Genomic DNA, 22,763 nt, shown 5'->3' on the forward strand with positions numbered 1-22,763 from the left:
AACAGAATCTTGTTTTTGCCCTGGGCCAGGCGCTCTACGAAAGTCAGAGCTTCGTTGAACATTGGCAGGGTTTTTTCAAGGTTGATGATGTGGATCTTGTTACGCGCGCCGAAAATGTATTTACCCATTTTCGGGTTCCAGTAACGGGTTTGGTGACCGAAGTGCACACCGGCCTTCAGCATATCGCGCATGTTGACTTGGGACATGATAGTTCCTTAATAAGTCGGGTTTGGCCTCCACGTATCCCAATGACCAACCAGCAGCATCAGCTGAAGGCACCCAGGTCATCGTGTCGACACGTGTGTGGATTTAGGCTTTTCAGGGGATCCCCGGAAAGCGGCGCATTTTATATCACAGGGCAGAAAAAAACGGAACCCGGATTCTGAAATCCTGGCGAGCGCTTTTGCCCCGCCCCTTGGAATCGGCCCAGAATGCACCATTCTATAGAGAGAAGCGACGCACTGGGACTCAGATTTGCCCTGATCGTCTGGTAGAATCGCGTTTTTAAGGGCCGCGAAGATTCGAGCGCGCAACGCCCATTTCGTTTTAGAAAGCGCCATCGAGCGCAGAGAGAGCCTGTATGACCGTCACCCTCAAAACCCCAGAGGACATCGCAAAAATGCGGATCGCCGGCAAACTGGCCGCCGATGTGCTGGAAATGATTGCCGAACATGTCAAGCCGGGCATCACCACCGAAGAGCTGGACCGCATCTGCCACGACTATATCGTCAACGAGCAGAAAGCCATCCCTGCCCCGCTCAACTACAAGGGTTTCCCGAAGTCCATCTGCACCTCGATCAACCACGTGGTCTGCCACGGCATCCCGAACGAGAAAGTACTGAAGGATGGCGACACGCTGAACATCGACGTCACCGTGATCAAGGACGGCTACCACGGCGACACCAGCCGCATGTTCCACGTCGGCAGCGTGCCGGTCTGGGCCGAGCGCCTGTCGCAAGTGACCCAGGAATGCATGTACAAGGCCATCCAGATCGTCAAACCCGGCTGCCGCCTGGGCGATATCGGCGAAGTGATCCAGAAGCACGCGGAAAAGAACGGTTTCTCGGTGGTTCGCGAGTTCTGCGGCCACGGCATCGGCAAGGTGTTCCACGAGGAGCCGCAGATCCTGCACTACGGCCGCGCCGGCACCGGCATGGAACTAAAAGCCGGCATGACCTTCACCATTGAGCCGATGATCAACCAGGGCAAGGCCGACACCAAGGTATTGGGCGACGGCTGGACCGCGATCACCAAGGACCGCAAGCTCTCCGCCCAGTGGGAACACACCCTGCTGGTGACCGACACCGGTTACGAGATCTTCACCCTGCGCGCCGATGACACCATTCCGCGCGTTTCGGCCTGATCCGAGCCGCACCGCTCCCCAGCCTTTATAGACAGGAAAGCCAATCGATGCCGCAGGTGGATCCCGAACTCTTCGACCGAGGCCAGTTCCAGGCTGAACTGGCCCTGAAGGCAAGCCCGATCGCGGCCTTCAAGAAGGCGATTCGCCAGGCCCGCGAGGTGCTCGACGGGCGCTTTCGCAGTGGCCGCGAGATTCGCCGACTGATCGAGGACCGGGCCTGGTTCGTCGACAACATCCTGCAAAAGGCCTGGGAGCAGTTTGACTGGAGCGAAGACGCCGACATCGCGCTGGTCGCGGTCGGCGGCTATGGTCGCGGCGAGTTGCACCCTTATTCCGACATCGATCTGCTTATCCTGCTGGACAGCGCCGATCATGAAATTTTCCGCGATTCCATCGAGCGTTTTCTGACGCTGTTGTGGGACATCGGCCTGGAAGTCGGTCAGAGCGTTCGCTCGGTGGACGAATGCGCCGTCGAGGCCCGCGCCGACCTGACGGTGGTCACCAACCTGATGGAAAGCCGCACCATCTGCGGCCCCGAGCGCCTGCGCCAGCGCATGCTCGACGTCACCAGCACCGCGCACATGTGGCCGAGCAAGGATTTCTTCCTGGCCAAGCGCGCCGAGCAGAAGGCCCGTCACCACAAGTACAACGACACCGAATACAACCTGGAACCCAACGTCAAAGGCTCGCCCGGCGGCCTGCGGGATATCCAGACGATTCTCTGGGTGGCCCGTCGCGAGTACGGCACCCTGAACCTGCGAGCCCTGGCCGGCGAAGGCTTTCTGGTAGAGAGCGAAAACGCCCTGCTGGCCTCGTCCCAGGAATTTTTGTGGAAGGTTCGTTACGCCCTGCACATGCTCGCCGGCCGCTCCGAAGACCGGCTGCTGTTCGATCACCAGCGCACCATCGCCGGGTTGCTGGGCTTCAAGGGTGACGATGCCAAGCAGGCCATCGAAAACTTCATGCAGCAGTATTACCGGGTGGTCATGAGCATTGCCCAGCTCAGCGACCTGATCATCCAGCACTTCGAGGAACTCATCCTCGCGCCGGAGGACGTCGTACCGCCGCAGCCGATCAACTCGCGGTTCCAGTTGCACGACGGCTACATCGAGGCGCGCAACGACAACGTATTCCGCCGCACGCCATTCGCCATGCTCGAAATCTTCGTGCTGATGGCCCAGCAGCCGGAAATCAAAGGCGTGCGCGCCGACACCGTTCGTCTGCTGCGCGAACACCGGCACCTGATCGACGACGACTTCCGCAACGATATTCGCAACACCAGCCTGTTCATCGAGCTGTTCAAGTGCAAGATCGGCATCCATCGCAACCTGCGCCGGATGAACCGCTACGGCATTCTCGGGCGCTATCTGCCGGAGTTCGGCTTCATTGTCGGGCAGATGCAGCACGACCTGTTTCACATCTATACGGTCGACGCCCACACCCTGAACCTGATCAAACACCTGCGTAAGTTGCAGTACACGCAAGTGTCGGAAAAATTCCCGCTGGCCAGCAAGCTCATGGCCAAATTGCCCAAGCCCGAGCTGATCTACCTGGCCGGCCTGTACCACGACATCGGCAAGGGCCGGCATGGCGATCACTCGGAAATCGGCGCGGTGGATGCCGAAGCCTTTTGCCAGCGCCACCAGTTGCCGGTGTGGGACAGCCGCCTGATCGTCTGGCTGGTGCAGAACCATTTGCTGATGTCGACCACAGCCCAGCGCAAGGACTTGTCCGACCCGCAGGTGATCCACGATTTCGCGCAGATCGTCGGCGATGAAACCCACCTCGACTATCTGTACGTGTTGACCGTCGCCGACATCAACGCCACCAACCCGACCTTGTGGAATTCCTGGCGCGCCAGCCTGTTGCGCCAGCTCTACACCGAGACCAAGCGTGCCTTGCGGCGCGGCCTGGAGAACCCGGTGGACCGCGAAGAACAGATCCGCCAGACCCAGAGCGCGGCGTTGGACATTCTTGTGCGCGGCGGCACCGATCCGGACGACGTCGAGCAGTTGTGGGCGCAATTGGGCGATGACTATTTCCTGCGCCACACTGCCGGCGATGTGGCCTGGCACAGCGATGCGATTCTCCAGCAGCCGGCCGACGGCGGGCCGCTGGTGCTGATCAAGGAAACGACGCAGCGCGAATTCGAGGGCGGCACGCAGATCTTCATCTATGCGCCGGACCAGCACGACTTCTTCGCCGTGACCGTGGCCGCGATGGACCAGCTCAACCTGAACATTCACGACGCCCGGGTTATTACGTCCAGCAGCCAGTTCACCCTCGACACCTACATCGTGCTCGACACTGACGGCGACTCGATTGGCGACAACCCGGCGCGGGTCAAACAGATCCGCGAAGGCCTGACCGAAGCGCTGCGCAACCCGGACGATTACCCGACTATCATTCAGCGTCGGGTGCCGCGCCAGCTCAAGCATTTCGCGTTTGCACCGCAGGTGACGATTCACAACGACGCCCAGCGTCCGGTAACGGTGCTGGAGCTCAGCGCCCCCGACCGTCCTGGCCTGCTGGCACGCATCGGCACGATCTTCCTCGAGTTCGATCTGTCGTTGCAGAACGCCAAGATTGCGACCCTCGGCGAGCGCGTGGAAGACGTGTTCTTCATCACCGACGCGAACAACCAGCCGTTATCCGACCCGTTGCTGTGCAGCCGGTTGCAGGATGCGATCGTCGAACAGCTGAGCGTCAGCCATGAACCCGGGATCGCGCTGTCGCGACTGAGTATATGAACTAACAACGGCCCGCCCTTGTGTAGGAGCGAGCCTGCTCGCGATGGACCTGAGCACGACGCGTTTATCCAGCAAACGCGCGTTATCGTTAACGACCATCGTGAGCAAGCTTGCTCCTACAGGGTTAGAGCCGCTCCCACACCGAACGAGATCCATCGATGAACAACGCTCTGAACCAGTTGCAGCCCTACCCGTTCGAGAAGCTCCGCGCCCTGCTCGGCAGCGTCACGCCAAACCCGGAAAAACGCGCCATCGCGCTGTCCATCGGCGAGCCCAAGCACCGTTCGCCAAGCTTCGTCGCCGAAGCCCTGGCCAGCAATCTGGATCAGATGGCCGTGTACCCGACCACCCTCGGCATCCCGGCCCTGCGTGAAGCCATCGCGGCGTGGTGCGAACGGCGTTTCAACGTTCCGCACGGCTGGCTCGACCCGGCGCGCAACGTGCTGCCGGTCAACGGCACACGCGAGGCGCTGTTTGCCTTCACCCAGACCGTGGTCAACCGTGGCGACGATGCACTGGTGGTCAGCCCGAACCCGTTCTATCAGATCTACGAGGGCGCGGCGTTCCTTGCCGGGGCCAAGCCGCACTACCTGCCGTGCCTCGATGAGAACGGCTTCAACCCGGATTTCGACGCCGTCTCACCAGACATCTGGAAACGCTGCCAGATCTTGTTCCTGTGCTCGCCAGGCAACCCGACCGGCGCGCTGATCCCGGTCGACACCCTGAAAAAGCTGATCGCCCTGGCCGACGAATACGATTTCGTGATCGCCGCCGACGAGTGCTACAGCGAACTGTACTTCGACGAACACACCCCGCCGGCCGGCCTGCTCAGTGCTTGCGTGGAACTGGGTCGCAAGGATTTCAAACGTTGCGTGGTGTTCCACAGCCTGTCCAAGCGCTCCAACTTGCCGGGCTTGCGCTCGGGCTTTGTGGCCGGCGATGCAAACATTCTCAAAGGCTTCCTGCTCTATCGCACCTACCACGGCTGCGCGATGCCGGTTCAGACGCAACTGGCCAGCGTTGCCGCCTGGAATGACGAAGTGCATGTACGCGCCAACCGTGCGCTGTATCGCGAGAAGTATGACGCGGTGCTGGAGATTCTCAGCCCGGTCATGGATGTACAGCGTCCCGATGGCGGTTTCTACTTGTGGCCGAATGTCGAAGGCGATGACGAGGCGTTCTGCCGTGATCTGTTTGTGGAAGAACATGTGACCGTGGTGCCGGGTTCTTATCTGTCCCGTGAAGTCGACGGCTTCAACCCGGGTGCCGGACGCGTGCGCATGGCACTTGTGGCTCCGCTGGCGGAATGCGTTGAAGCCGCCAAGCGGATTCGCGACTTTATAGTCACTCGCAGTAAATAGTTGTTATTGCACCTGCACCGTGCAACGCGGTGCAGGGCATTTAACCTCCAACTTAAAACCCCCATCAGACATAACTACCGCAACAACTGGAACAACCACATAACTGGACAGTCTCACGGCATTCAAATACGTTCAAAGTCCATTTAATCATTGGACACCTATAAAACGTGAGCACACTTACCTATTGCAAGAGCATTGCACCTACGAATCTTCTCGACTCTTATAACGCCGCAATCAGCGAGCGCCCCAGCAATGTCACACTTGGCAGCGGGGGCAGGAAAAAACGTGGCGTCGGTGATCACACCAAATTCTGGACCCCTGGAAGAACGCTGAAAATTCTGGTCTTCAAATACGACGAGCATTCATTCGAGGCTGTAAAAAATGGTGCGATAAATTGGTTACCTTACATCAGTCTAAACTTCGAGTTCCTGGAAATGGACGAAGAGGACATCTATAACTCAGAGGAATTCCTGGGCGACATCCGGGTTAATTTTCAGCCATCGCTCAACAAAGGCGGAAGCTCAAGAATCGGCACAGATGCACTCACAGGCCACCCTCACGAAGCATCAATGGATCTGGGTACCGACTTTTCCTCCCCACACTACGAGGGGATGGTCATCCATGAGTTTGGCCACGCGCTCGGCCTGAACCACGAGCACCAACATCCCGATGCCAATATCCCTTGGGATCGAGAAAAAACATACGACTATTATGCAAGGGCTGCCGGTTTATCCAGGCAGGACGTTGACGCCAACGTCTTACCCTTAGAACGTATTCCAGGTCGAACCTATACACCCTACGACCGACAGTCAGTCATGCACTATGACGTGCTTGATGAACTCACCCTCGGTGACTGGCAACATACTGCAAGCAGGAGTATCAGCGAAGGTGATATCGCGCTTGTTAAAAAAGCTTATCCATAATTCCTGTTCTTTGAACCCAACAAACGTGTAAATTTTATTCATGTACAACTAACAACCAGGCAAGTTTGCGCTACTCGCTTACTTAACCGCCCCCAAGTTAGCCTCACTTAAATCCAGTTCACCCAACACTTCCCGCAACACGTCATCGCCAATCTGGTGATGACGGCTGAGGCTGTACAATTCCAGGCGCTGCGCCCGTAGCGCCTTCAAGCGCAGACGCCGCTCCAGCAAGTCCATCTGAAACGCCAGCGCCTGGGCCTCCGCCGAATCGTTGAACACCTCCAGTTGATGCCGATACTCGGACATGATCCGCGCCTTGAGCTCTGCCGCCAGCGCAGCCTGGGCGGCGTCCTGCGGGTTGACCTCCTCGGTTTCGAGCGCATGAATGGCGGCCTCGGCCGTCTTGCGCCAGGCGTCGCGCACTTCATTGCGTCGCTTGTCGTCGGGGCTTTTTTCGATGCCCCGCAACAACATCGGCAACGCGATGCACGCCGCAATCAGTGACAGCAGGATGACTCCGGCAGCGATGAAGATCAGCAAGTCCCGCTCGGGGAATGCCTCGCCGCCCATCAACAGTGGCACCGACAGTACGCCCGCCAGCGTCACCGCGCCGCGTACCCCGCCGACGGTCAGCAACCAGCAGGAACGCGCCGTGGGCACTTGGGTCACCGCCCCCTTGCCGCGCCAGCGTCGCAACAGAATTGAAAGACGCCAGATGCTCTGCACCCAGACAAACCGCAGCACCAGCAGCACCAGGAAAATCGCGATCACATCCAGGCAGCGATAGAGCAGCGTCGGCCACAAGGAGGTTTCGTGGCTGGCCACGGCTTTGATGATGTCCGGCAATTGCAGGCCCAGCAGCAGGAAGATCAAGCCGTTGAAAGCGAACTCCAGCAACGACCAGACACTGCGATTGAGCAAGCGGGTGTTGGTCTGACGCGGCAGCAGGTCGAGCCAGCTCTGCATCATGCCCGCCGCCACCGCGGACAGAATGCCCGACACGCCCACGCGCTCGGCGAGCACATAGGCGGCAAACGGCAGTAACAACATGAAGACGACGTGAGTGGCCGGGTCATCCCAGCCACGCGCGATCATCCACGACCGCAGGCGCCCGACCAACCAGCTCAGCGCCACACCCACCGCCAGGCCGCCGACCGCCACCAACACGAACGTCACACTGGCGTTGGCCAGCGAGAACGCGCCGGTGACCGCCGCGACCAAGGCAAACTTGAACGTCACCAGGCCTGAGGCATCGTTCATCAAGGCTTCACCCTGGAGCATGTGCATCAAGGGCGTCGGCAAGCGGTTCTGGGAAATCGCCGAGACCGCCACCGCATCCGTCGGCGACAGCACCGCCGCCAGGGCAAAGGCGACTGGCAGCGGAATATTCGGAATCAGCCAATGAATGAAGTATCCCGCGCCGACCACGGTGAACAGCACAAGCCCCACCGCCAACGTCAGAATCGGCCCGCGCAGACGCCACAACTCACGCTTGGGCATGCGCCAGCCATCGGAAAACAGCAGCGGCGGCAGGAACAGAAAAAGGAACAACTCGGGATCCAACGCGACATGCAGCCCAAGCGTCGGCCAGGCCAGCATCGCGCCGGCACCGATTTGCACCAGTGGCAACGGCAAGGGAATCACCCGTCCGAGCAGGCGTGAAACGCCAACCAGCATCAACAGGATCAGGACGGTATAGGCGGTTTGCATAGAGCGGGGTTCCCGGACAATCGACAGCATTGAAGTGACATGTTAGCCGCTTAGACTGCCCCTGACCGTTGCACCAATGTCGCATCTTTGGAACACCGCAAAATCAATGTGGGAGCGGGCTTGCTCGCGAAGGCGGTGTGTCAGTCGCCATCAATTCTGCCTGGCACACCGCCTTCGCGAGCAAGCCCGCTCCCACAGGTTTTGCGCTTTAACCGGAAGGCCATGGCATAATCCTTCACCTTTTTTTTCCAGCACCTGTAAAGGGGGCAATTCCTTGACCGTTTCAAGTAAAACGTTGCACCTTTTCGGCATCAAAGCCTGCGACACCATGAAAAAGGCGCGCACCTGGCTCGATGAACACGCTGTCAGCTATGACTTTCATGATTACAAAGCGGTCGGAATCGACCGTGAACACCTGACCCAATGGTGCGACGAGCACGGCTGGCAAGTGGTGTTGAACCGTGCAGGCACGACCTTTCGCAAACTCGACGACGAACGCAAAGCCGATCTCGACCAGCCGAAAGCCGTCGAACTGATGCTCGCGCAACCCTCGATGATCAAGCGCCCGGTGCTTGATCTCGGTGACCGAACCCTGATTGGCTTCAAGCCAGATATCTACGCGGCAGCGCTCAAGTAAGGCAGCCCGTTCCATTTTGTTAGAGGTATCAACATGTCCACTACCCTGTTCAGCCTGGCCTTTGGTGTCGGCACTCAAAACCGTCAAGGCGCATGGCTGGAAGTGTTTTACGCGCAGCCACTGCTCAATCCATCGGCCGAACTGGTCGCTGCCATCGCGCCGGTCCTGGGCTACACCGAAGGCAATCAGGCCATCGCGTTCAGCACCGCCCAGGCGTCGCAACTGGCTGAAGCGCTGAAAAGCGTCGACGCTGCTCAAGCCGCATTGCTCACCCGTCTGGCCGAGAGCCACAAGCCGCTGGTCGCGACCATTCTGGCCGAAGACGCTCAACTGACCTCCACGCCTGAGGCTTACCTCAAGTTGCACCTGCTGTCTCACCGTCTGGTCAAGCCGCACGGCCTGAACCTGGCCGGCGTGTTCCCGCTGCTGCCGAACGTGGCCTGGACCAGCCAGGGCGCGATCGACCTGAGCGAACTGGCTGAGCATCAGCTGGAAGCCCGTCTGCGTGGCGAGCTGCTGGAAGTGTTCTCGGTGGACAAGTTCCCGAAAATGACCGACTACGTGGTACCGGCCGGTGTGCGTATCGCTGACGCCGCGCGTATCCGCCTGGGCGCCTACGTGGGCGAAGGCACCACCGTGATGCACGAAGGTTTCGTCAACTTCAACGCCGGCACCGAAGGCCCGGGCATGATCGAAGGCCGCGTGTCGGCGGGCGTGTTCGTCGGCAAGGGTTCGGACCTGGGCGGCGGTTGCTCGACCATGGGCACCCTGTCGGGTGGCGGCAACATCGTGATCAAGGTGGGCGAAGGCTGCCTGATCGGCGCCAACGCCGGTATCGGTATCCCGTTGGGCGACCGCAATACCGTTGAATCGGGCCTGTACGTGACCGCTGGCACCAAAGTGGCGCTGCTGGACGAGCACAACAAGCTGGTCAAAGTCGTCAAGGCGCGTGAACTGGCCGGACAACCTGACCTGCTGTTCCGCCGCAATTCGGAAACCGGCGCCGTGGAATGCAAAACCCACAAGTCGGCGATCGAACTGAACGAAGCGCTGCACGCTCACAACTAAGCAGAGCGTCACACGATCACCTGCCCCCTGCCCTTGTAGGAGCGAGGCTTGCCCGCGAAGCTTTTGTCGTCAGTGATGACGCCTTCGCGGGCAAGCCTCGCTCCTACAGGGTCAGAGAGGTCAGGCGTACACCCGCCCATGTTCACCAGGGCCGAATGACATGATGATTGCCTCTCCCTGGCGCGCCGATTTTCCGGCCATCGCCGCGCTGCAACGGCAAGACCAGACGTATCTGGACAACGCCGCCACCACGCAAAAACCTCAAGCCCTGCTGGATGCCCTGACGCATTACTACGCCAACGGCGCGGCCAACGTGCATCGGGCGCAACACTTGCCTGGCGCCCATGCCACCCAGGCGTTCGAGAACAGTCGCAGCAAAGTCGCGCACTGGCTCAATGCCGGCGATAGCGGGCAAATCATCTTTACCCACGGCGCGACCTCCGCGCTGAACCTCCTGGCCTATGGCCTGGAACATCTATTCATTCCGGGCGATGAAATTGTCATCAGCGCCCTGGAGCATCACGCCAACCTGCTGCCGTGGCAGCAACTGGCCCAGCGTCGCGACCTGAAACTGGTGATCCTGCCGCTGGATGTGGACGGCTTGATTGATCTGGACGTCGCCGCGTCGTTGATCGGCGCTCGCACACGCCTGTTGGCGGTCAGCCAGCTCTCTAATGTGCTCGGCGCCTGGCAGCCATTGCCGCAGCTTTTGACGCTGGCCAAGGCGCATAACGCCTTGACCGTGGTCGATGGAGCCCAAGGCGTGGTCCATGGCCGGCATGACGTGCAGGCGCTCGGCTGCGACTTCTATGTGTTTTCCAGCCACAAACTCTACGGCCCGGATGGCCTCGGCGTGCTGTTCGGGCGCAATGACGCGCTGAAACAACTGCGCCACTGGCAGTTCGGCGGTGAAATGGTGATGGATGCCGATTACCAAAGCGCACGTTTTCGCCCGGCACCGCTGGGTTTCGAGGCGGGTACTCCGCCAATCGCCGGGGTGATTGGTCTGGGGGCGACCCTGGATTACCTCGCCGGGCTCGATCAGGACGCGGTGTCTGCTCACGAAGCGGCGTTGCATGACTATCTGCTCAAGGGCCTTGAGGCGCGCAACGGCATTCGGTTGCTGGGCAAACCGCAACTGGCGCTGGCCAGTTTTGTCGTCGAGGGTGTGCATAACTCTGATCTGGCGCACCTGCTGACCGAACAGGGGATCGCGGTGCGGGCCGGTCATCACTGCGCCATGCCGCTGCTGAAAAGCTTCGAACTGGCCGGGGCGATTCGGGTTTCACTGGCGCTGTACAACGATTCCGAGGATCTGGAACGCTTTTTTGAAGCGCTGGATCAGGCACTGGAGATGTTGCGATGAGTTTGCCTGCGCAAGCCGTCACGGCACTCGAGACCTTTCAGAATGCCGCGGGCTGGGAACAACGGGCGCGCCTTTTGATGCAGTGGGGCGACCGTCTGCCGGCGTTGAGCGATGTGGACAAAATCGACGCCAACCGCGTGCACGGCTGTGAAAGCCAGGTGTGGTTGGTGGGCGCGTTGCAGAACGGTCACTGGCAGTTCGCCGCAAGCAGCGATGCGCGGTTGATTCGCGGATTGGTGGCGTTGTTGCTGGCGCGGGTCAATGGGTTGTCGGCGGCGGAGTTGCAACAGGTGGATTTGCCGGAGTGGTTCAATCAGCTGGGGCTGAGCCGGCAATTGTCGCCGTCGCGCAGTAACGGCCTCAATGCAGTGTTACAGCGGATGCGCGAGCTAGCCCTGTAGGAGCGAGGCTTGCCCGCGAAAGCGGTGTGTCAGGTAGGGCGCCTTCGCGGGCAAGCCTCGCTCCTACAGGGATGGTGTTCAGGCCTCGGGCTTGATGCGGTCCGCCGGCCGCCGCACTCCGGCCACAATCTTATCCACAGCCTTGGTCGCCGCGACCATGCCGAATGTCGCCGTCACCATCATCACCGCGCCAAACCCACCCGCGCAGTCGAGCTTCACGCCATCACCGACAAAACTCTTCTGCAAGCAAATGCTGCCGTCCGGTTTCGGGTAGCGCAGTTGCTCGGTGGAGAACACGCACGGGACGCTGTAATGGCGGGTCACGGTGCGGGAGAAGTTGTAGTCGCGACGCAACGTCGAACGCACTTTCGAGGCCAGCGGGTCATTGAAGGTACGGTTCAAGTCGCAGACCTGGATCAGCGTCGGGTCAATCTGCCCGCCCGCGCCGCCGGTGGTGATGATCTGGATCTTGCGGCGCTTGCACCAGGCGATCAGCGCAGCCTTGGCGTTAACGCTGTCGATGCAGTCGATCACGCAGTCGATGTTCGGCGTGATGTACTCGGCCATGGTCTCGCGGGTGACGAAATCCGCCACCGCGTGCACCGTGCAATCCGGGTTGATCCCGCGCAGGCGCTCGGCCATCACCTCGACCTTGGGCTTGCCGACAGTGCTGTCCAGCGCATGCAACTGACGGTTGGCGTTGCTGACGCAGACGTCGTCCAGGTCGAACAGCGAAATCTCGCCCACGCCGCACCGGGCCACGGCTTCCGCCGCCCAGGAACCGACGCCACCGACGCCGACGATCGCCACATGGGCGGCGCGCAAGCGCTCCAGGCCTTCGATGCCATACAAACGGGCGATGCCTGCAAACCGCGGATCTTCTGTACTCATGACCATTACCCCAAAAACCGGCGCGCATTATAGGGCCGTCGGCGACGAAGAGCATCTTTGCGCTATGAACGGGCGTGCCGGCTAATTCCTGTCACTGTGCAGCAACGCCTACTGTGTAGCAGCTGGCGAAGCCTGCGTTCGGCTGCGCCGCAGTCGTAAAACCTGAGTGCGCGGTGGGTCTGACACACCGCATTGTCTGATCTTGCGACTGCTGCGCAGCCGAACGCAGGCTTCGCCAGCTGCTACATGGAGGCGTCCGGGCCGTTTTAATCAGGTTCACAGAACCAAGATTTAGCCTGCGAGGTCCAACGAAAGAACTTAAACCGAGTTGGATTGCCCAATGCCCGGCATTTCCCTGTCCGCTGTACGGTCAGTGAACGCCCGGTGTAGGATGCGCGCCCCTTGGCATCCGCCGACCGTTTCCTTCGTTCCACAGCCTTTGGAACCCGAAATAGCTATGTCATCGCGTAAATTTGGACTCAACCTGGTGGTGGTGCTCGCCATCGCTGCCTTGTTTACCGGCTTCTGGGCGCTGATCAATCGCCCGGTCACCGCCCCTAATTGGCCTGAACAGATCTCCGGTTTTTCGTATTCGCCGTTTCAACAAGGCCAATACCCACAGAAAGACCAGTACCCGACCGACGATGAAATGCGTCGCGACCTGGAGATCATGAGCAAGCTGACGGACAACATCCGTACCTACTCGGTCGACGGCACGCTGGAGGACATTCCCAAACTGGCGGAAGAGTTCGGCCTGCGGGTAACCCTGGGGATCTGGATCAGCCCGGACCAGGAACGCAACGAACGCGAGATCCTGCGCGCGATCGAACTGGCCAACACCTCCCGCAGCGTGGTTCGCGTGGTGGTCGGTAACGAGGCGATTTTCCGTAAGGAAATTACCGCAGCGGAACTGAGCGTGATCCTCGATCGCGTCCGCGCCGCCGTGAAAGTGCCGGTGACCACGTCCGAGCAGTGGCACGTCTGGGAAGAACACCCGGAACTGGCCAAGCACGTCGACCTGATCGCCGCGCACGTTCTGCCTTACTGGGAATTCATTCCGGTGGACAAGGCCGGTCAGTTCGTCCTCGATCGCGCCCGGGACCTGAAAAAGCTGTTCCCGAAAAAACCGCTGCTGCTCTCGGAGGTTGGCTGGCCGAGCAACGGCCGCATGCGTGGCGGCACCGATTCGAGCCCGGCGGACCAGGCGATCTACCTGCGCACATTGGTCAATAAGCTCAATCGCCAAGGCTTCAACTATTTCGTGATCGAAGCCTTTGACCAGCCGTGGAAAGCCAGCGACGAAGGCTCGGTGGGTGCGTACTGGGGCGTTTTCAACGCCGCACGCCAGCAGAAATTCAACTTCGAAGGCCCGGTGGTGGCCATTCCGCAATGGCGCGTGCTGGCCATCGGCTCGGTCGTGCTGGCGCTGCTGTCGCTGACCCTGCTGATGATCGACGGCTCAGCCCTGCGCCAATGTGGCCGTACCTTCCTGACCTTCATTGCATTCCTTTGCGGTTCGGTGCTGGTGTGGATCGGTTACGACTACAGCCAGCAATACAGCACCTGGTTCAGCCTGACGGTGGGCTTCTTGCTCGCCCTCGGTGCGCTCGGGGTGTTTATCGTGCTGCTGACCGAGGCCCACGAACTGGCCGAAGCGGTCTGGACCCACAAGCGCCGGCGTGAATTCCTGCCGGTGGTGGGCGATTCGGACTACCGACCGAAAGTCTCGATTCACGTCCCTTGCTACAACGAGCCGCCGGAGATGGTCAAACAGACCCTCAACGCCCTGGCCAACCTCGACTATCCGGACTTTGAAGTCCTGATCATCGACAACAACACCAAGGACCCGGCGGTCTGGGAACCGGTGCGTGATTACTGCGCCACCCTCGGCCCGCGCTTCAAGTTCTTCCACGTCGCGCCGCTGGCCGGTTTCAAGGGTGGTGCACTGAACTACCTGATTCCGCACACCGCCAAGGATGCCGAAGTGATCGCGGTGATCGACTCGGATTACTGCGTTGACCCGAACTGGCTCAAGCACATGGTGCCGCACTTCGCCGATCCGAAAATCGCTGTGGTGCAGTCGCCGCAGGACTATCGCGACCAGAACGAAAGCACCTTCAAGAAGCTCTGCTACGCGGAATACAAAGGCTTCTTCCACATTGGCATGGTCACCCGTAACGACCGTGACGCGATCATCCAGCACGGCACCATGACCATGACCCGACGTTCGGTGCTCGAGGAACTGGGCTGGGCCGACTGGTGCATCTGTGAAGACGCCGAGTTGGGTCTGCGGGTATTCGAAAAAGGCCTGTCGGCGGCGTATTACCACACCAGCTACGGCAAAGGCCTGATGCCGGATACCTTTATCGACTTCAAGAAACAGCGTTTCCGCTGGGCTTATGGTGCGATTCAGATCATCAAGCGTCACACCGCCAGTTTGCTGCGCGGCAAGGACACCGAGCTGACCCGTGGCCAGCGTTACCACTTCCTCGCGGGCTGGTTGCCGTGGGTGGCGGACGGCATGAACATCTTCTTCACCGTCGGCGCACTGTTGTGGTCGGCGGCGATGATCATCGTGCCGCAGCGGGTCGATCCACCGTTGTTGATTTTCGCAATCCCGCCGTTGGCGCTGTTCGTGTTCAAGGTTGGCAAGATCATCTTCCTCTACCGTCGTGCGGTCGGGGTCAACCTGAAGGATGCGTTCTGCGCGGCACTGGCCGGGTTGGCGTTGTCGCACACCATCGCCAAAGCGGTGCTGTATGGCTTCTTCACCAGCAGCATTCCGTTCTTCCGCACGCCGAAAAACGCCGATAACCACGGCTTCTGGGTGGCGATTTCGGAGGCGCGCGAAGAGGTGTTCATCATGCTGCTGTTGTGGGGCGCGGCGCTGGGGATCTTCCTGGTGCAGGGCCTGCCGAGCAATGACATCCGCTTCTGGGTGACGATGCTGCTGGTGCAGTCGCTGCCGTACCTGGCGGCGTTGATCATGGCGTTCCTGTCTTCGCTGCCGAAACCGGCCGCCGAGGCTGAGCCGCTACCAGCCGTCTAAATCAGCACAGATGCACTAAACGGCGGCCAATGGCCGCCGTTTTGCTTTAAGATAACCGCCATTTTGCGCGCCCAGCACCAATCCCTGTAGGAGCGAGGCTTGCCCGCGAATGAAGCGACTCGGTGTAACAGATACACCTCATCATCGTTCTTCGCGGGCAAGCCTCGCTCCTACATATTTACAGCTTCTGGAGTTTTCCATGACGGCCCACGCCGACCTTTCGCCGACCCTTCAACTCGCCATCGACCTGATCCGCCGTCCGTCCGTGACGCCGGTCGACGCCGATTGCCAGAAGCAGATGATGCAGCGCCTGGGCGATGCCGGTTTCACACTGGAACCGATGCGCATCGAAGATGTGGATAACTTCTGGGCCACCCACGGCAAACACGACGGTCCGGTGCTGTGCTTCGCCGGTCACACCGACGTGGTCCCGACCGGTCCGGTGACGGCGTGGCAGATTGACCCGTTCAACGCGTTGATCGACGAACACGGCATGCTCTGCGGCCGTGGCGCGGCCGACATGAAAGGCAGCCTCGCATCGATGACAGTGGCCGCCGAGCGTTTCGTCGCCGACTACCCGGATCACAAGGGCAAGGTCGCCTTCCTGATCACCAGCGACGAAGAAGGCCCGGCGCACCACGGCACCAAGGCGGTGGTCGAACGCCTCGCCGCGCGCAAGGAACGTCTGGACTGGTGCATCGTCGGCGAACCGTCGAGCACTACCCTGGTGGGTGACGTGGTCAAGAACGGTCGTCGCGGCTCCCTCGGCGCCAAGCTGACCGTGCGCGGCGTGCAGGGTCACGTAGCCTATCCGCACCTGGCGAAGAACCCGATTCACCTCGCCGCCCCGGCATTGGCCGAACTGGCCGCCGAGCATTGGGACCACGGCAACGATTTCTTCCCGCCGACCAGCTTCCAGATCTCCAATGTGAATTCCGGCACCGGCGCGACCAACGTGATCCCGGGTGACCTGGTGGCGGTGTTCAACTTCCGCTTCTCCACCGAATCCACCGTTGAAGGCCTGCAAAAGCGCGTCGCCGATATCCTCGACAAGCACGGCCTGGACTGGCACATCGACTGGGCACTTTCCGGCCTGCCATTCCTGACCGAGCCGGGCGCGCTGCTGGACGCCGTGGCATCAAGCATCAAGGACATCACCGGCCGCGAAACCAAAGCGTCGACCAGCGGTGGCACCTCCGATGGACGCTTCATTGCGACCATGGGCACACAGGTGGTTGAGCTGGGGCCGGTCAACGCGACGATCCATCAGGTTAACGAGCGGGTGCTGGCTGCAGATCTCGACGTGCTGACCGAAATCTACTACCAGACCCTGATCAAGTTGCTCGCCTGATGCTTGCTTGCCCTATCTGTAGCGAACCGCTGAACGCGGTGGACAACGGCGTGGCCTGCCCCGCCGGGCATCGCTTCGACCGCGCGCGCCAGGGTTACCTGAACCTGTTGCCGGTGCAGCACAAGAACAGCCGCGACCCTGGGGATAACCTGGCGATGGTCGAAGCCCGACGCGACTTCTTGAACGCCGGCCATTACGCGCCGGTGGCCAAGCGCCTGGCTGAACTGGCGGCGCAGTACGCGCCGCAGCGCTGGCTCGACATTGGCTGTGGCGAGGGTTACTACACCGCGCAAATCGCCGAGGCTTTGCCTCATGCCGACGGTTACGCCCTCGACATCTCCCGGGAAGCGGTCAAACGCGCCTGCAAACGCAACCCGCAGCTGACCTGGTTGATCGCCAGCATGGCGCGGGTGCCGTTGGCTTCTGGCAGCTGTCAGTTCCTGGCCAGCGTCTTCAGCCCCTTGGACTGGGAGGAGGCCAAACGCCTGCTCAGCCCTGGTGGTGGCTTGATGAAAGTCGGGCCGACCAGCGGCCATCTGATGGAGTTGCGTGAGCGTTTGTACGACGAAGTCCGTGAATACACCGACGACAAGCACTTGGCGTTGGTGCCGGAAGGCATGGCGCTGGAGCACAGTGAAACGCTGGAATTCAAACTGACGCTGGACAAAGGTCAGGACCGTGCGAACCTGCTGGCCATGACGCCTCATGGCTGGCGCGCCAGCGCTGAACGTCGGGCAGCGGTCATCGAGCAGGTCGAGCCGTTCGAGGTCACCGTCTCGATGCGCTACGATTATTTCGTTCTTCAATAAATTTATAATTTTTGGCCTTGAGCAATGGCTTGAGGCCGGCTAAATCCGCGAATGGATTTTTCAGACCCGCAGTGAGGACATCCATGCGCCAACCCGATATCGAGATTTACCTGAAAGACGCCGACGTCGATTACAAAGCCGTCGCCGCCTGGCTGGGCACCGCGTTGGGCCCGTGCACCGACTGGGTTCAGAAAGGCCAGACCTACAAGTGCAAGGCCGGCAACGTGCCCGTCACCTGGCTGCCGAAAGCCGTAGGAAAATGGAACAGCCTGTACCTGGAAAGCGACCAGACCCCGTGGGAAGACGACATCGCCTGCGCCCGCGCCGCGTTCGCCGCGCTGAACGTCGAAGTGCGTTGCGCGCCGGGTAGCTGGGTCGAGGAAGAAGGTGAAGAGACGGCCGATCGCTGGATGCGCATCAGCGCTGATGGCGAAGAAGAAATCACCTGGAAAACCGCGTAATCAGCTACTCCACTAACCCGTAGGAGCGAGGCTTGCCCGCGAAGGGGCCATCACTGGCGCTAAAAGCTTCGCGGGCAAGCCTCGCTCCTACAGGTTTATGTATGAGCTGAAGAGTGGGATTACAGACCCACCACATCCTCAGCCTGCAAGCCCTTCTCGCCGGTCACCACGGCGTATTCAACCTGCTGGCCTTCAGCCAGCGAGCGGTGCCCTTCGCCGCGGATCGCGCGGTAGTGCACGAACACGTCCATCCCGTCCTCGCGCTGAATGAAGCCGTAGCCCTTGGCGTCGTTGAACCACTTCACATTGCCGGTTTCGCGCGTAGCCATGAATCTGTACCCCCTTGTTTTTATTTTGAACGGCCGAGTATATGACAGCCGTCAAAACTCTCAACTCACTTTACTTAGGCGCTTTTTTGCCGATTTTCGGCGAATACGGCACACTATCCGCCGTCCGAGCATCTGCTCGGTTTTATCCACCTAAGCAGAAGCCGTATGACCCGCTCCCCGTTCCGCCGTCTGGTGTTTGGCACCCTGCGCCGACTGTTGTACCTCTGGGTTCGCTCAGAGACGATCAACCAGTCGTCGTTCACCCTCAACCTCGACCGCAGTCGTCCGGTGTTCTACGTCCTGCAAAACCCTTCGCTGACCGACCTCGCCGTGGTCGACACCGAATGCACCAAGGCTGGCCTGCCCCGCCCGGTGTTGCCAGTGTCGGTCGGAAACCTGGTAGAACCCGCCGCGTTCTTTTACCTGACGCCGGAGCCCGACTGGCTCGGCCGCCAGGACAAGCGCGGTGCGCCGCCGACCTTGACCCGACTGGTCAGCGCCTTGAGCCAGAACGCCGTTGAAGATGCGCAGATCATTCCGGTCAGCGTGTTCTGGGGCCAGTCGCCGGACAGCGAATCGAGCCCGTGGAAACTGCTCTTCGCCGACAGCTGGGCGGTCACCGGGCGCCTGCGCCGCTTGCTCAGCATCATCGTGCTGGGCCGCAAGACCCGCGTGCAGTTCTCCGCGCCGATCCACCTGCGCGAGCTGATCGACCACAACAAGGGCCACGAACGCACTGTACGCATGGCCCAGCGGATTCTGCGGGTGCACTTTCGCAACCTGAAAGCCGCCGTCATCGGCCCGGACATTTCCCACCGCCGCAACCTGGTCAAAGGCCTGCTCAATCAGCCACTGGTCAAGCAAGCGATCCTCGACGAAGCCGAGCGCGAGAACATTTCCCCGGAGAAAGCCAAGGCCCAAGCCCTGCGTTATGGCAACGAGATCGCCTCGGACTACACCTACACCGCGATCCGTTTTCTGGAAGTGGTGCTGAGCTGGTTCTGGAACAAAATCTACGACGGTATCAAGGTCAATCACATCGAAGGCGTGCAGAACGTCGCCCAGGGTCACGAAGTGATCTATGTGCCGTGCCATCGCAGCCACATCGACTACCTGCTGCTCTCGTACCTGCTATTCCGCAACGGCCTGACCCCGCCGCACATCGCCGCCGGGATCAACCTCAACATGCCGGTGATCGGCAGCCTGCTGCGCCGTGGCGGCGCGTTCTTCATGCGCCGCACGTTCAAGGGCAACCCGCTCTACACCTCGGTGTTCAACGAATACCTGCACACCTTGTTCACCAAGGGTTTCCCGGTGGAGTACTTCGTCGAAGGTGGCCGTTCGCGCACTGGGCGCATGCTGCAACCGAAAACCGGGATGCTCGCGATTACCCTGCGCAGTTTCCTGCGTTCCTCGCGGATGCCGATCGTGTTCATCCCGGTCTACATCGGTTACGAACGAGTACTCGAAGGCCGGACCTACCTCGGCGAACTGCGCGGTGCGACCAAGAAGAAAGAGTCGATCTTCGACATCTTCAAAGTCATCGGCGCGCTCAAGCAGCGCTTCGGCCAGGTCGCGGTGAACTTCGGCGAGCCGATCAAACTGGCAGAGTTCCTCGACAGCGAACAGCCAGACTGGCGTCAACAGGAACTCGGCCCACAGTTCAAACCGGCCTGGCTCCACGAAACCACCCACCGTCTCGGCGAAAAAGTCGCACAGCATTTGAACGAAGCGGCGGCGATCAACCCGGTCAACCTGGTGGCTTTGGCGTTGTTGTCCACCAGTCGCCTGGCCCTCGATGATCGCGCCATGGCGCGGGTGCTCGATCTGTACCTGGCGCTGCTGCGCAAGGTCCCGTATTCGCCGCACACCACGCTGCCGGAAGGTGACGGCCGGGCGTTGATCGAGCATGTGAAGGACATGGACCTGCTGTCCGAGCAGAGCGATGCGCTGGGCAAGATTTTGTACCTGGACGAGCAGAACGCCGTCCTGATGACCTACTACCGCAACAACGTGCTGCACATCTTCGCGCTGCCGGCGTTGCTCGCGAGCTTCTTCCAGAGCGCGTCGCGCATGAGCCGCGAACAGATCCTGCGCTACACCCGCGCGCTGTACCCGTACCTGCAAGCGGAACTGTTCATTCGCTGGTCGCTGGACGACCTGGATGCGGTGATCGATCAATGGCTGGAAGCGTTCGTCGAGCAAGGCCTGCTGCGTTTCGAGAACGAGGTGTACCTGCGACCGGCGCCGAGTTCGCGGCACTTTGTGCTGCTGACGCTGCTGTCGAAAAGCATCGCCCAAACCCTGCAGCGCTTTTACATGACCGTGTCCCTGCTGCTCAACAGTGGCCAGAACAGCCTCAGTGCCGAAGAGCTGGAAGACCTGTGCACGGTCATGGCCCAGCGCCTGTCGATCCTGCATGGCCTGAACGCCCCGGAATTTTTCGACAAGAGCCTGTTCCGCCACTTCATCCAGACCATGCTCGACCTCGACGTGCTCAAGCGCGATGAAGCCGGCAAGCTGAGCTACCACGAACTGCTGGGCGAACTCGCCGAAGGCGTGGCGAAACGGGTATTGCCTGCAGAGATTCGCTTGTCGATCCGTCAGGTGGCGTTGCATCGCAGTGAAGATGCGGCGGAGTGGGTCACGCCGGTCTGAGACATCGAGGCAAGGGTCTTACAGAAGCAAGGAAGCTTCTTATCCATCTGGTTATAAATTCGCTACCCAACGCAGGACTTTCCCTACATGGGGTTCGGTACCCAAGCGATATGCTTGCCCACCTCATCCGGTGTCAACAAGGATTTAATTCATGAAAAAAATTTCGCTTCTGGGGCTTATTGCGTTGCTCGGAGCCTGCCAATCCATACCCCCCGCCGCCAAAACCAGCCTCGATGGCGAGGTCTTCTACCTGCAACGCATTGCCCTGCCGCCAACCGCCATCTTGAGCGTCAGCCTGCAGGACGTATCGCTAGCGGATGCGCCAGCCGTAGTCCTCGATGAACAGAAAGGCCAGGTCAAAGGGCAGGTGCCGCTGCCGTTTCATCTGAGTTACGATCCGGCACAGGTCAAACCTGGCATCGCTATTCAATCAGCGCGCGCATCGAAGTCGACGGTAAACTGATGTTCATCAACACCGAGCATCACGCCGTGCAACTGGATGGCAAGGATCCACAGCCGCTGAAAATCCGCGTCGACGCCGTCCGCTAATTTCCTCATTCAAACAAGGAAACTTCCATGCTCCGCCCTACCCTTCGCTTTGCCGGCCTGTGCGCAGGCTTGATGATCTCCGCCAGTGCCCTGGCGTTGTCGCTCAGCGACCTGTCGCAAAAAGACGCTACCGGTGGTCTCAAGGATGCACTGACTCAAGGCGCGCAACTGGCCGTCAAACAACTCGGTACGCCAGGCGGATTCAGCAACAACCCGGACGTGAAAATCGAACTGCCAGGCAAACTGGGCAAAGTCGCCAGCAAAATGAAACAGTTCGGCATGGGCGACCAGGTTGATCAGCTGGAAACCAGCATGAACAAAGCGGCCGAAACCGCCGTGACCCAGGCTCAGCCGATCCTGGTGGACGCGGTGAAGAAGATGAGCGTGGAAGACGCCAAAGGGATTCTCAGCGGCGGCAAAGACGCCGCCACCCAGTACCTGAGCAAAACCAGTCGCGAACAGATCCGCGTCAAGTTCCTGCCCATCGTCAAGCAAGCCACCGACCAGGTCGGCCTGGCCAAGCAGTACAATTCGTTCGCCGGGCAAGCCGCGACGCTGGGTGTGCTTGATGCCAAGAATGCCAACATCGAAAGCTACGTCACCGAGCAAGCGTTGAATGGTTTGTTCGAGATGATTGGTAAACAGGAAGAAACCATTCGCCAGAACCCGGCGGCGGCGGCGACCAGTCTGGCCAAGAAAGTATTCGGCACCCTCTAAGGCGTGGCGCAAAACCCTGTGGGAGCGAGCCTGCTCGCGATGAGGTCGTGTCAGTCAACATAGATTTCGACTGATACGTCGCCATCGCGAGCAGGCTCGCTCCCACAGTGGGGCCGGGTAAATCTGCGAGAGATTGGTCGGCTACCAGGCTGCCTTCGCGGGCAAGCCTCGCTCCTACAGAAAATCAGAAGCAGAGCGGCGTACGCTTTTGATTTTCACCACTCAAGGTCGAGCGTTAGCTCGCCTGTCGCTTTTGATTTTGACGCACCGCCCTCTCGAGAGGCCGAGTGGAGGTTCTGCGCAGTGGGCAACCCGGCAGGGATGCCGGGTTAGCCGCCCCCGGCCATGGATGGCCGATGGCGGCGGGCCC

General features: G+C 60.4%; 18 protein-coding genes and 1 pseudogene. 15 read left to right on the forward strand and 4 right to left on the reverse strand.

What is annotated here, in order from left to right; translation table 11 throughout:
- A partial coding sequence (gene rpsB, locus ACIPL2_RS14635; RefSeq protein ID WP_401357436.1) for a 30S ribosomal protein S2 occupies positions 1-206 on the reverse strand: 206 nt, incomplete at its 3' end.
- A gap of 374 nt (positions 207-580) precedes the next feature.
- Between rpsB and map the strand changes: the two genes are divergently transcribed.
- From map to ACIPL2_RS14655, 4 genes are all read left to right on the forward strand, one after another.
- Entirely contained in the window at positions 581-1,363 is a 783-nt protein-coding gene (map, locus tag ACIPL2_RS14640; RefSeq protein WP_401357438.1) for a type I methionyl aminopeptidase, read from the forward strand.
- 47 nt (positions 1,364-1,410) lie between these two features.
- Positions 1,411-4,113 carry a [protein-PII] uridylyltransferase gene (locus tag ACIPL2_RS14645; RefSeq protein ID WP_401357441.1) on the forward strand — a complete coding sequence of 901 codons (2,703 nt, stop codon included), beginning with the start codon at positions 1,411-1,413 and terminating at the stop codon, positions 4,111-4,113.
- A gap of 158 nt (positions 4,114-4,271) precedes the next feature.
- Positions 4,272-5,474 carry a succinyldiaminopimelate transaminase gene (gene dapC / locus ACIPL2_RS14650; RefSeq protein WP_401357443.1) on the forward strand — a complete coding sequence of 401 codons (1,203 nt, stop codon included), beginning with the start codon at positions 4,272-4,274 and terminating at the stop codon, positions 5,472-5,474.
- A gap of 167 nt (positions 5,475-5,641) precedes the next feature.
- Entirely contained in the window at positions 5,642-6,397 is a 756-nt protein-coding gene (locus ACIPL2_RS14655; protein ID WP_401357445.1) for a M12 family metallopeptidase, read from the forward strand.
- A 78-nt stretch (positions 6,398-6,475) separates the two neighbouring features.
- Here ACIPL2_RS14655 and ACIPL2_RS14660 read toward each other — a convergent pair whose 3' ends face one another.
- Positions 6,476-8,107 carry a Na+/H+ antiporter gene (locus ACIPL2_RS14660; RefSeq protein ID WP_401357448.1) on the reverse strand — a complete coding sequence of 544 codons (1,632 nt, stop codon included), beginning with the start codon at positions 8,105-8,107 and terminating at the stop codon, positions 6,476-6,478.
- A gap of 274 nt (positions 8,108-8,381) precedes the next feature.
- Here ACIPL2_RS14660 and ACIPL2_RS14665 point away from each other — a divergent pair, with 274 nt between their 5' ends.
- From ACIPL2_RS14665 to ACIPL2_RS14680, 4 genes are all read left to right on the forward strand, one after another.
- On the forward strand, positions 8,382-8,744 hold the full coding sequence (locus ACIPL2_RS14665) for an ArsC family reductase (RefSeq protein WP_401357451.1): 363 nt from the start codon (positions 8,382-8,384) through the stop codon (positions 8,742-8,744).
- A 33-nt stretch (positions 8,745-8,777) separates the two neighbouring features.
- The gene (gene dapD / locus ACIPL2_RS14670; RefSeq protein ID WP_059407787.1) at positions 8,778-9,812 is read left to right on the forward strand and encodes a 2,3,4,5-tetrahydropyridine-2,6-dicarboxylate N-succinyltransferase; all 1,035 of its coding nucleotides are present in this window, start codon (positions 8,778-8,780) and stop codon (positions 9,810-9,812) included.
- A gap of 160 nt (positions 9,813-9,972) precedes the next feature.
- Positions 9,973-11,178: an aminotransferase class V-fold PLP-dependent enzyme gene (locus tag ACIPL2_RS14675; RefSeq protein WP_401357454.1), complete on the forward strand. Its 1,206-nt coding sequence runs from the start codon at positions 9,973-9,975 to the stop codon at positions 11,176-11,178.
- Positions 11,175-11,579 (forward strand): SufE family protein, encoded by a 405-nt coding sequence (locus ACIPL2_RS14680; RefSeq protein ID WP_401357456.1) that lies wholly within the window; start codon positions 11,175-11,177, stop codon positions 11,577-11,579. The genes ACIPL2_RS14675 and ACIPL2_RS14680 overlap by 4 nt, the downstream gene beginning before the upstream one ends.
- Positions 11,580-11,657: 78 nt before the next feature.
- Here ACIPL2_RS14680 and tcdA read toward each other — a convergent pair whose 3' ends face one another.
- Positions 11,658-12,470: a tRNA cyclic N6-threonylcarbamoyladenosine(37) synthase TcdA gene (gene tcdA, locus ACIPL2_RS14685; protein WP_161807497.1), complete on the reverse strand. Its 813-nt coding sequence runs from the start codon at positions 12,468-12,470 to the stop codon at positions 11,658-11,660.
- A 457-nt stretch (positions 12,471-12,927) separates the two neighbouring features.
- Here tcdA and ACIPL2_RS14690 point away from each other — a divergent pair, with 457 nt between their 5' ends.
- The 4 genes from ACIPL2_RS14690 to ACIPL2_RS14705 all read left to right on the forward strand — a co-directional run bounded on the left by ACIPL2_RS14690 (position 12,928) and on the right by ACIPL2_RS14705 (position 18,140).
- A complete protein-coding gene (locus tag ACIPL2_RS14690) occupies positions 12,928-15,519 on the forward strand; it encodes a glycosyltransferase (protein ID WP_401357458.1) in 2,592 nt (863 codons plus the stop codon).
- A gap of 199 nt (positions 15,520-15,718) precedes the next feature.
- A complete protein-coding gene (gene dapE, locus ACIPL2_RS14695) occupies positions 15,719-16,870 on the forward strand; it encodes a succinyl-diaminopimelate desuccinylase (protein ID WP_401357461.1) in 1,152 nt (383 codons plus the stop codon).
- Entirely contained in the window at positions 16,870-17,679 is an 810-nt protein-coding gene (locus ACIPL2_RS14700) for a putative RNA methyltransferase (protein ID WP_401357464.1), read from the forward strand. The genes dapE and ACIPL2_RS14700 overlap by 1 nt, the downstream gene beginning before the upstream one ends.
- An 83-nt stretch (positions 17,680-17,762) precedes the next feature.
- On the forward strand, positions 17,763-18,140 hold the full coding sequence (locus ACIPL2_RS14705; protein WP_401357467.1) for a hypothetical protein: 378 nt from the start codon (positions 17,763-17,765) through the stop codon (positions 18,138-18,140).
- Positions 18,141-18,259: 119 nt separating this feature from the next.
- On the opposite strand, the gene ACIPL2_RS14710 is transcribed toward ACIPL2_RS14705, so the two are convergent.
- On the reverse strand, positions 18,260-18,469 hold the full coding sequence (locus tag ACIPL2_RS14710) for a cold-shock protein (RefSeq protein WP_401357470.1): 210 nt from the start codon (positions 18,467-18,469) through the stop codon (positions 18,260-18,262).
- A 165-nt stretch (positions 18,470-18,634) separates the two neighbouring features.
- Here ACIPL2_RS14710 and plsB point away from each other — a divergent pair, with 165 nt between their 5' ends.
- From plsB to ACIPL2_RS14725, 3 genes and pseudogenes are all read left to right on the forward strand, one after another.
- Positions 18,635-21,127, forward strand: coding sequence for a glycerol-3-phosphate 1-O-acyltransferase PlsB (plsB, locus tag ACIPL2_RS14715; protein WP_401357473.1), 2,493 nt, complete (start codon positions 18,635-18,637; stop codon positions 21,125-21,127).
- Between the two features lie 151 nt (positions 21,128-21,278).
- Positions 21,279-21,676 (forward strand): annotated as a pseudogene (locus tag ACIPL2_RS14720) (YbaY family lipoprotein).
- Between the two features lie 27 nt (positions 21,677-21,703).
- Positions 21,704-22,393 (forward strand): DUF4197 domain-containing protein, encoded by a 690-nt coding sequence (locus ACIPL2_RS14725; RefSeq protein WP_401357476.1) that lies wholly within the window; start codon positions 21,704-21,706, stop codon positions 22,391-22,393.
- Positions 22,394-22,763: the final 370 nt, after the last annotated feature.

It is taken from the genome of Pseudomonas sp. NPDC086251 (genome assembly GCF_044746405.1).
In the GTDB taxonomy this organism is placed as follows: Bacteria; Pseudomonadota; Gammaproteobacteria; order Pseudomonadales; family Pseudomonadaceae; genus Aquipseudomonas.

Bases quoted from the DNA above. Each gene is read 5' to 3' on its own strand.
- map (WP_401357438.1), top strand. From the start codon at position 581: ATGACCGTCACCCTCAAAACCCCAGAGGACATCGCAAAAATGCGGATC.
- ACIPL2_RS14645 (WP_401357441.1), top strand. From the start codon at position 1,411: ATGCCGCAGGTGGATCCCGAACTCTTCGACCGAGGCCAGTTCCAGGCT.
- dapC (WP_401357443.1), top strand. From the start codon at position 4,272: ATGAACAACGCTCTGAACCAGTTGCAGCCCTACCCGTTCGAGAAGCTC.
- ACIPL2_RS14660 (WP_401357448.1), bottom strand. From the start codon at position 8,107: ATGCAAACCGCCTATACCGTCCTGATCCTGTTGATGCTGGTTGGCGTT.
- dapD (WP_059407787.1), top strand. From the start codon at position 8,778: ATGTCCACTACCCTGTTCAGCCTGGCCTTTGGTGTCGGCACTCAAAAC.
- ACIPL2_RS14675 (WP_401357454.1), top strand. From the start codon at position 9,973: ATGATGATTGCCTCTCCCTGGCGCGCCGATTTTCCGGCCATCGCCGCG.
- ACIPL2_RS14680 (WP_401357456.1), top strand. From the start codon at position 11,175: ATGAGTTTGCCTGCGCAAGCCGTCACGGCACTCGAGACCTTTCAGAAT.
- tcdA (WP_161807497.1), bottom strand. From the start codon at position 12,470: ATGAGTACAGAAGATCCGCGGTTTGCAGGCATCGCCCGTTTGTATGGC.
- ACIPL2_RS14690 (WP_401357458.1), top strand. From the start codon at position 12,928: ATGTCATCGCGTAAATTTGGACTCAACCTGGTGGTGGTGCTCGCCATC.
- dapE (WP_401357461.1), top strand. From the start codon at position 15,719: ATGACGGCCCACGCCGACCTTTCGCCGACCCTTCAACTCGCCATCGAC.
- ACIPL2_RS14700 (WP_401357464.1), top strand. From the start codon at position 16,870: ATGCTTGCTTGCCCTATCTGTAGCGAACCGCTGAACGCGGTGGACAAC.
- ACIPL2_RS14705 (WP_401357467.1), top strand. From the start codon at position 17,763: ATGCGCCAACCCGATATCGAGATTTACCTGAAAGACGCCGACGTCGAT.
- ACIPL2_RS14710 (WP_401357470.1), bottom strand. From the start codon at position 18,469: ATGGCTACGCGCGAAACCGGCAATGTGAAGTGGTTCAACGACGCCAAG.
- plsB (WP_401357473.1), top strand. From the start codon at position 18,635: ATGACCCGCTCCCCGTTCCGCCGTCTGGTGTTTGGCACCCTGCGCCGA.
- ACIPL2_RS14725 (WP_401357476.1), top strand. From the start codon at position 21,704: ATGCTCCGCCCTACCCTTCGCTTTGCCGGCCTGTGCGCAGGCTTGATG.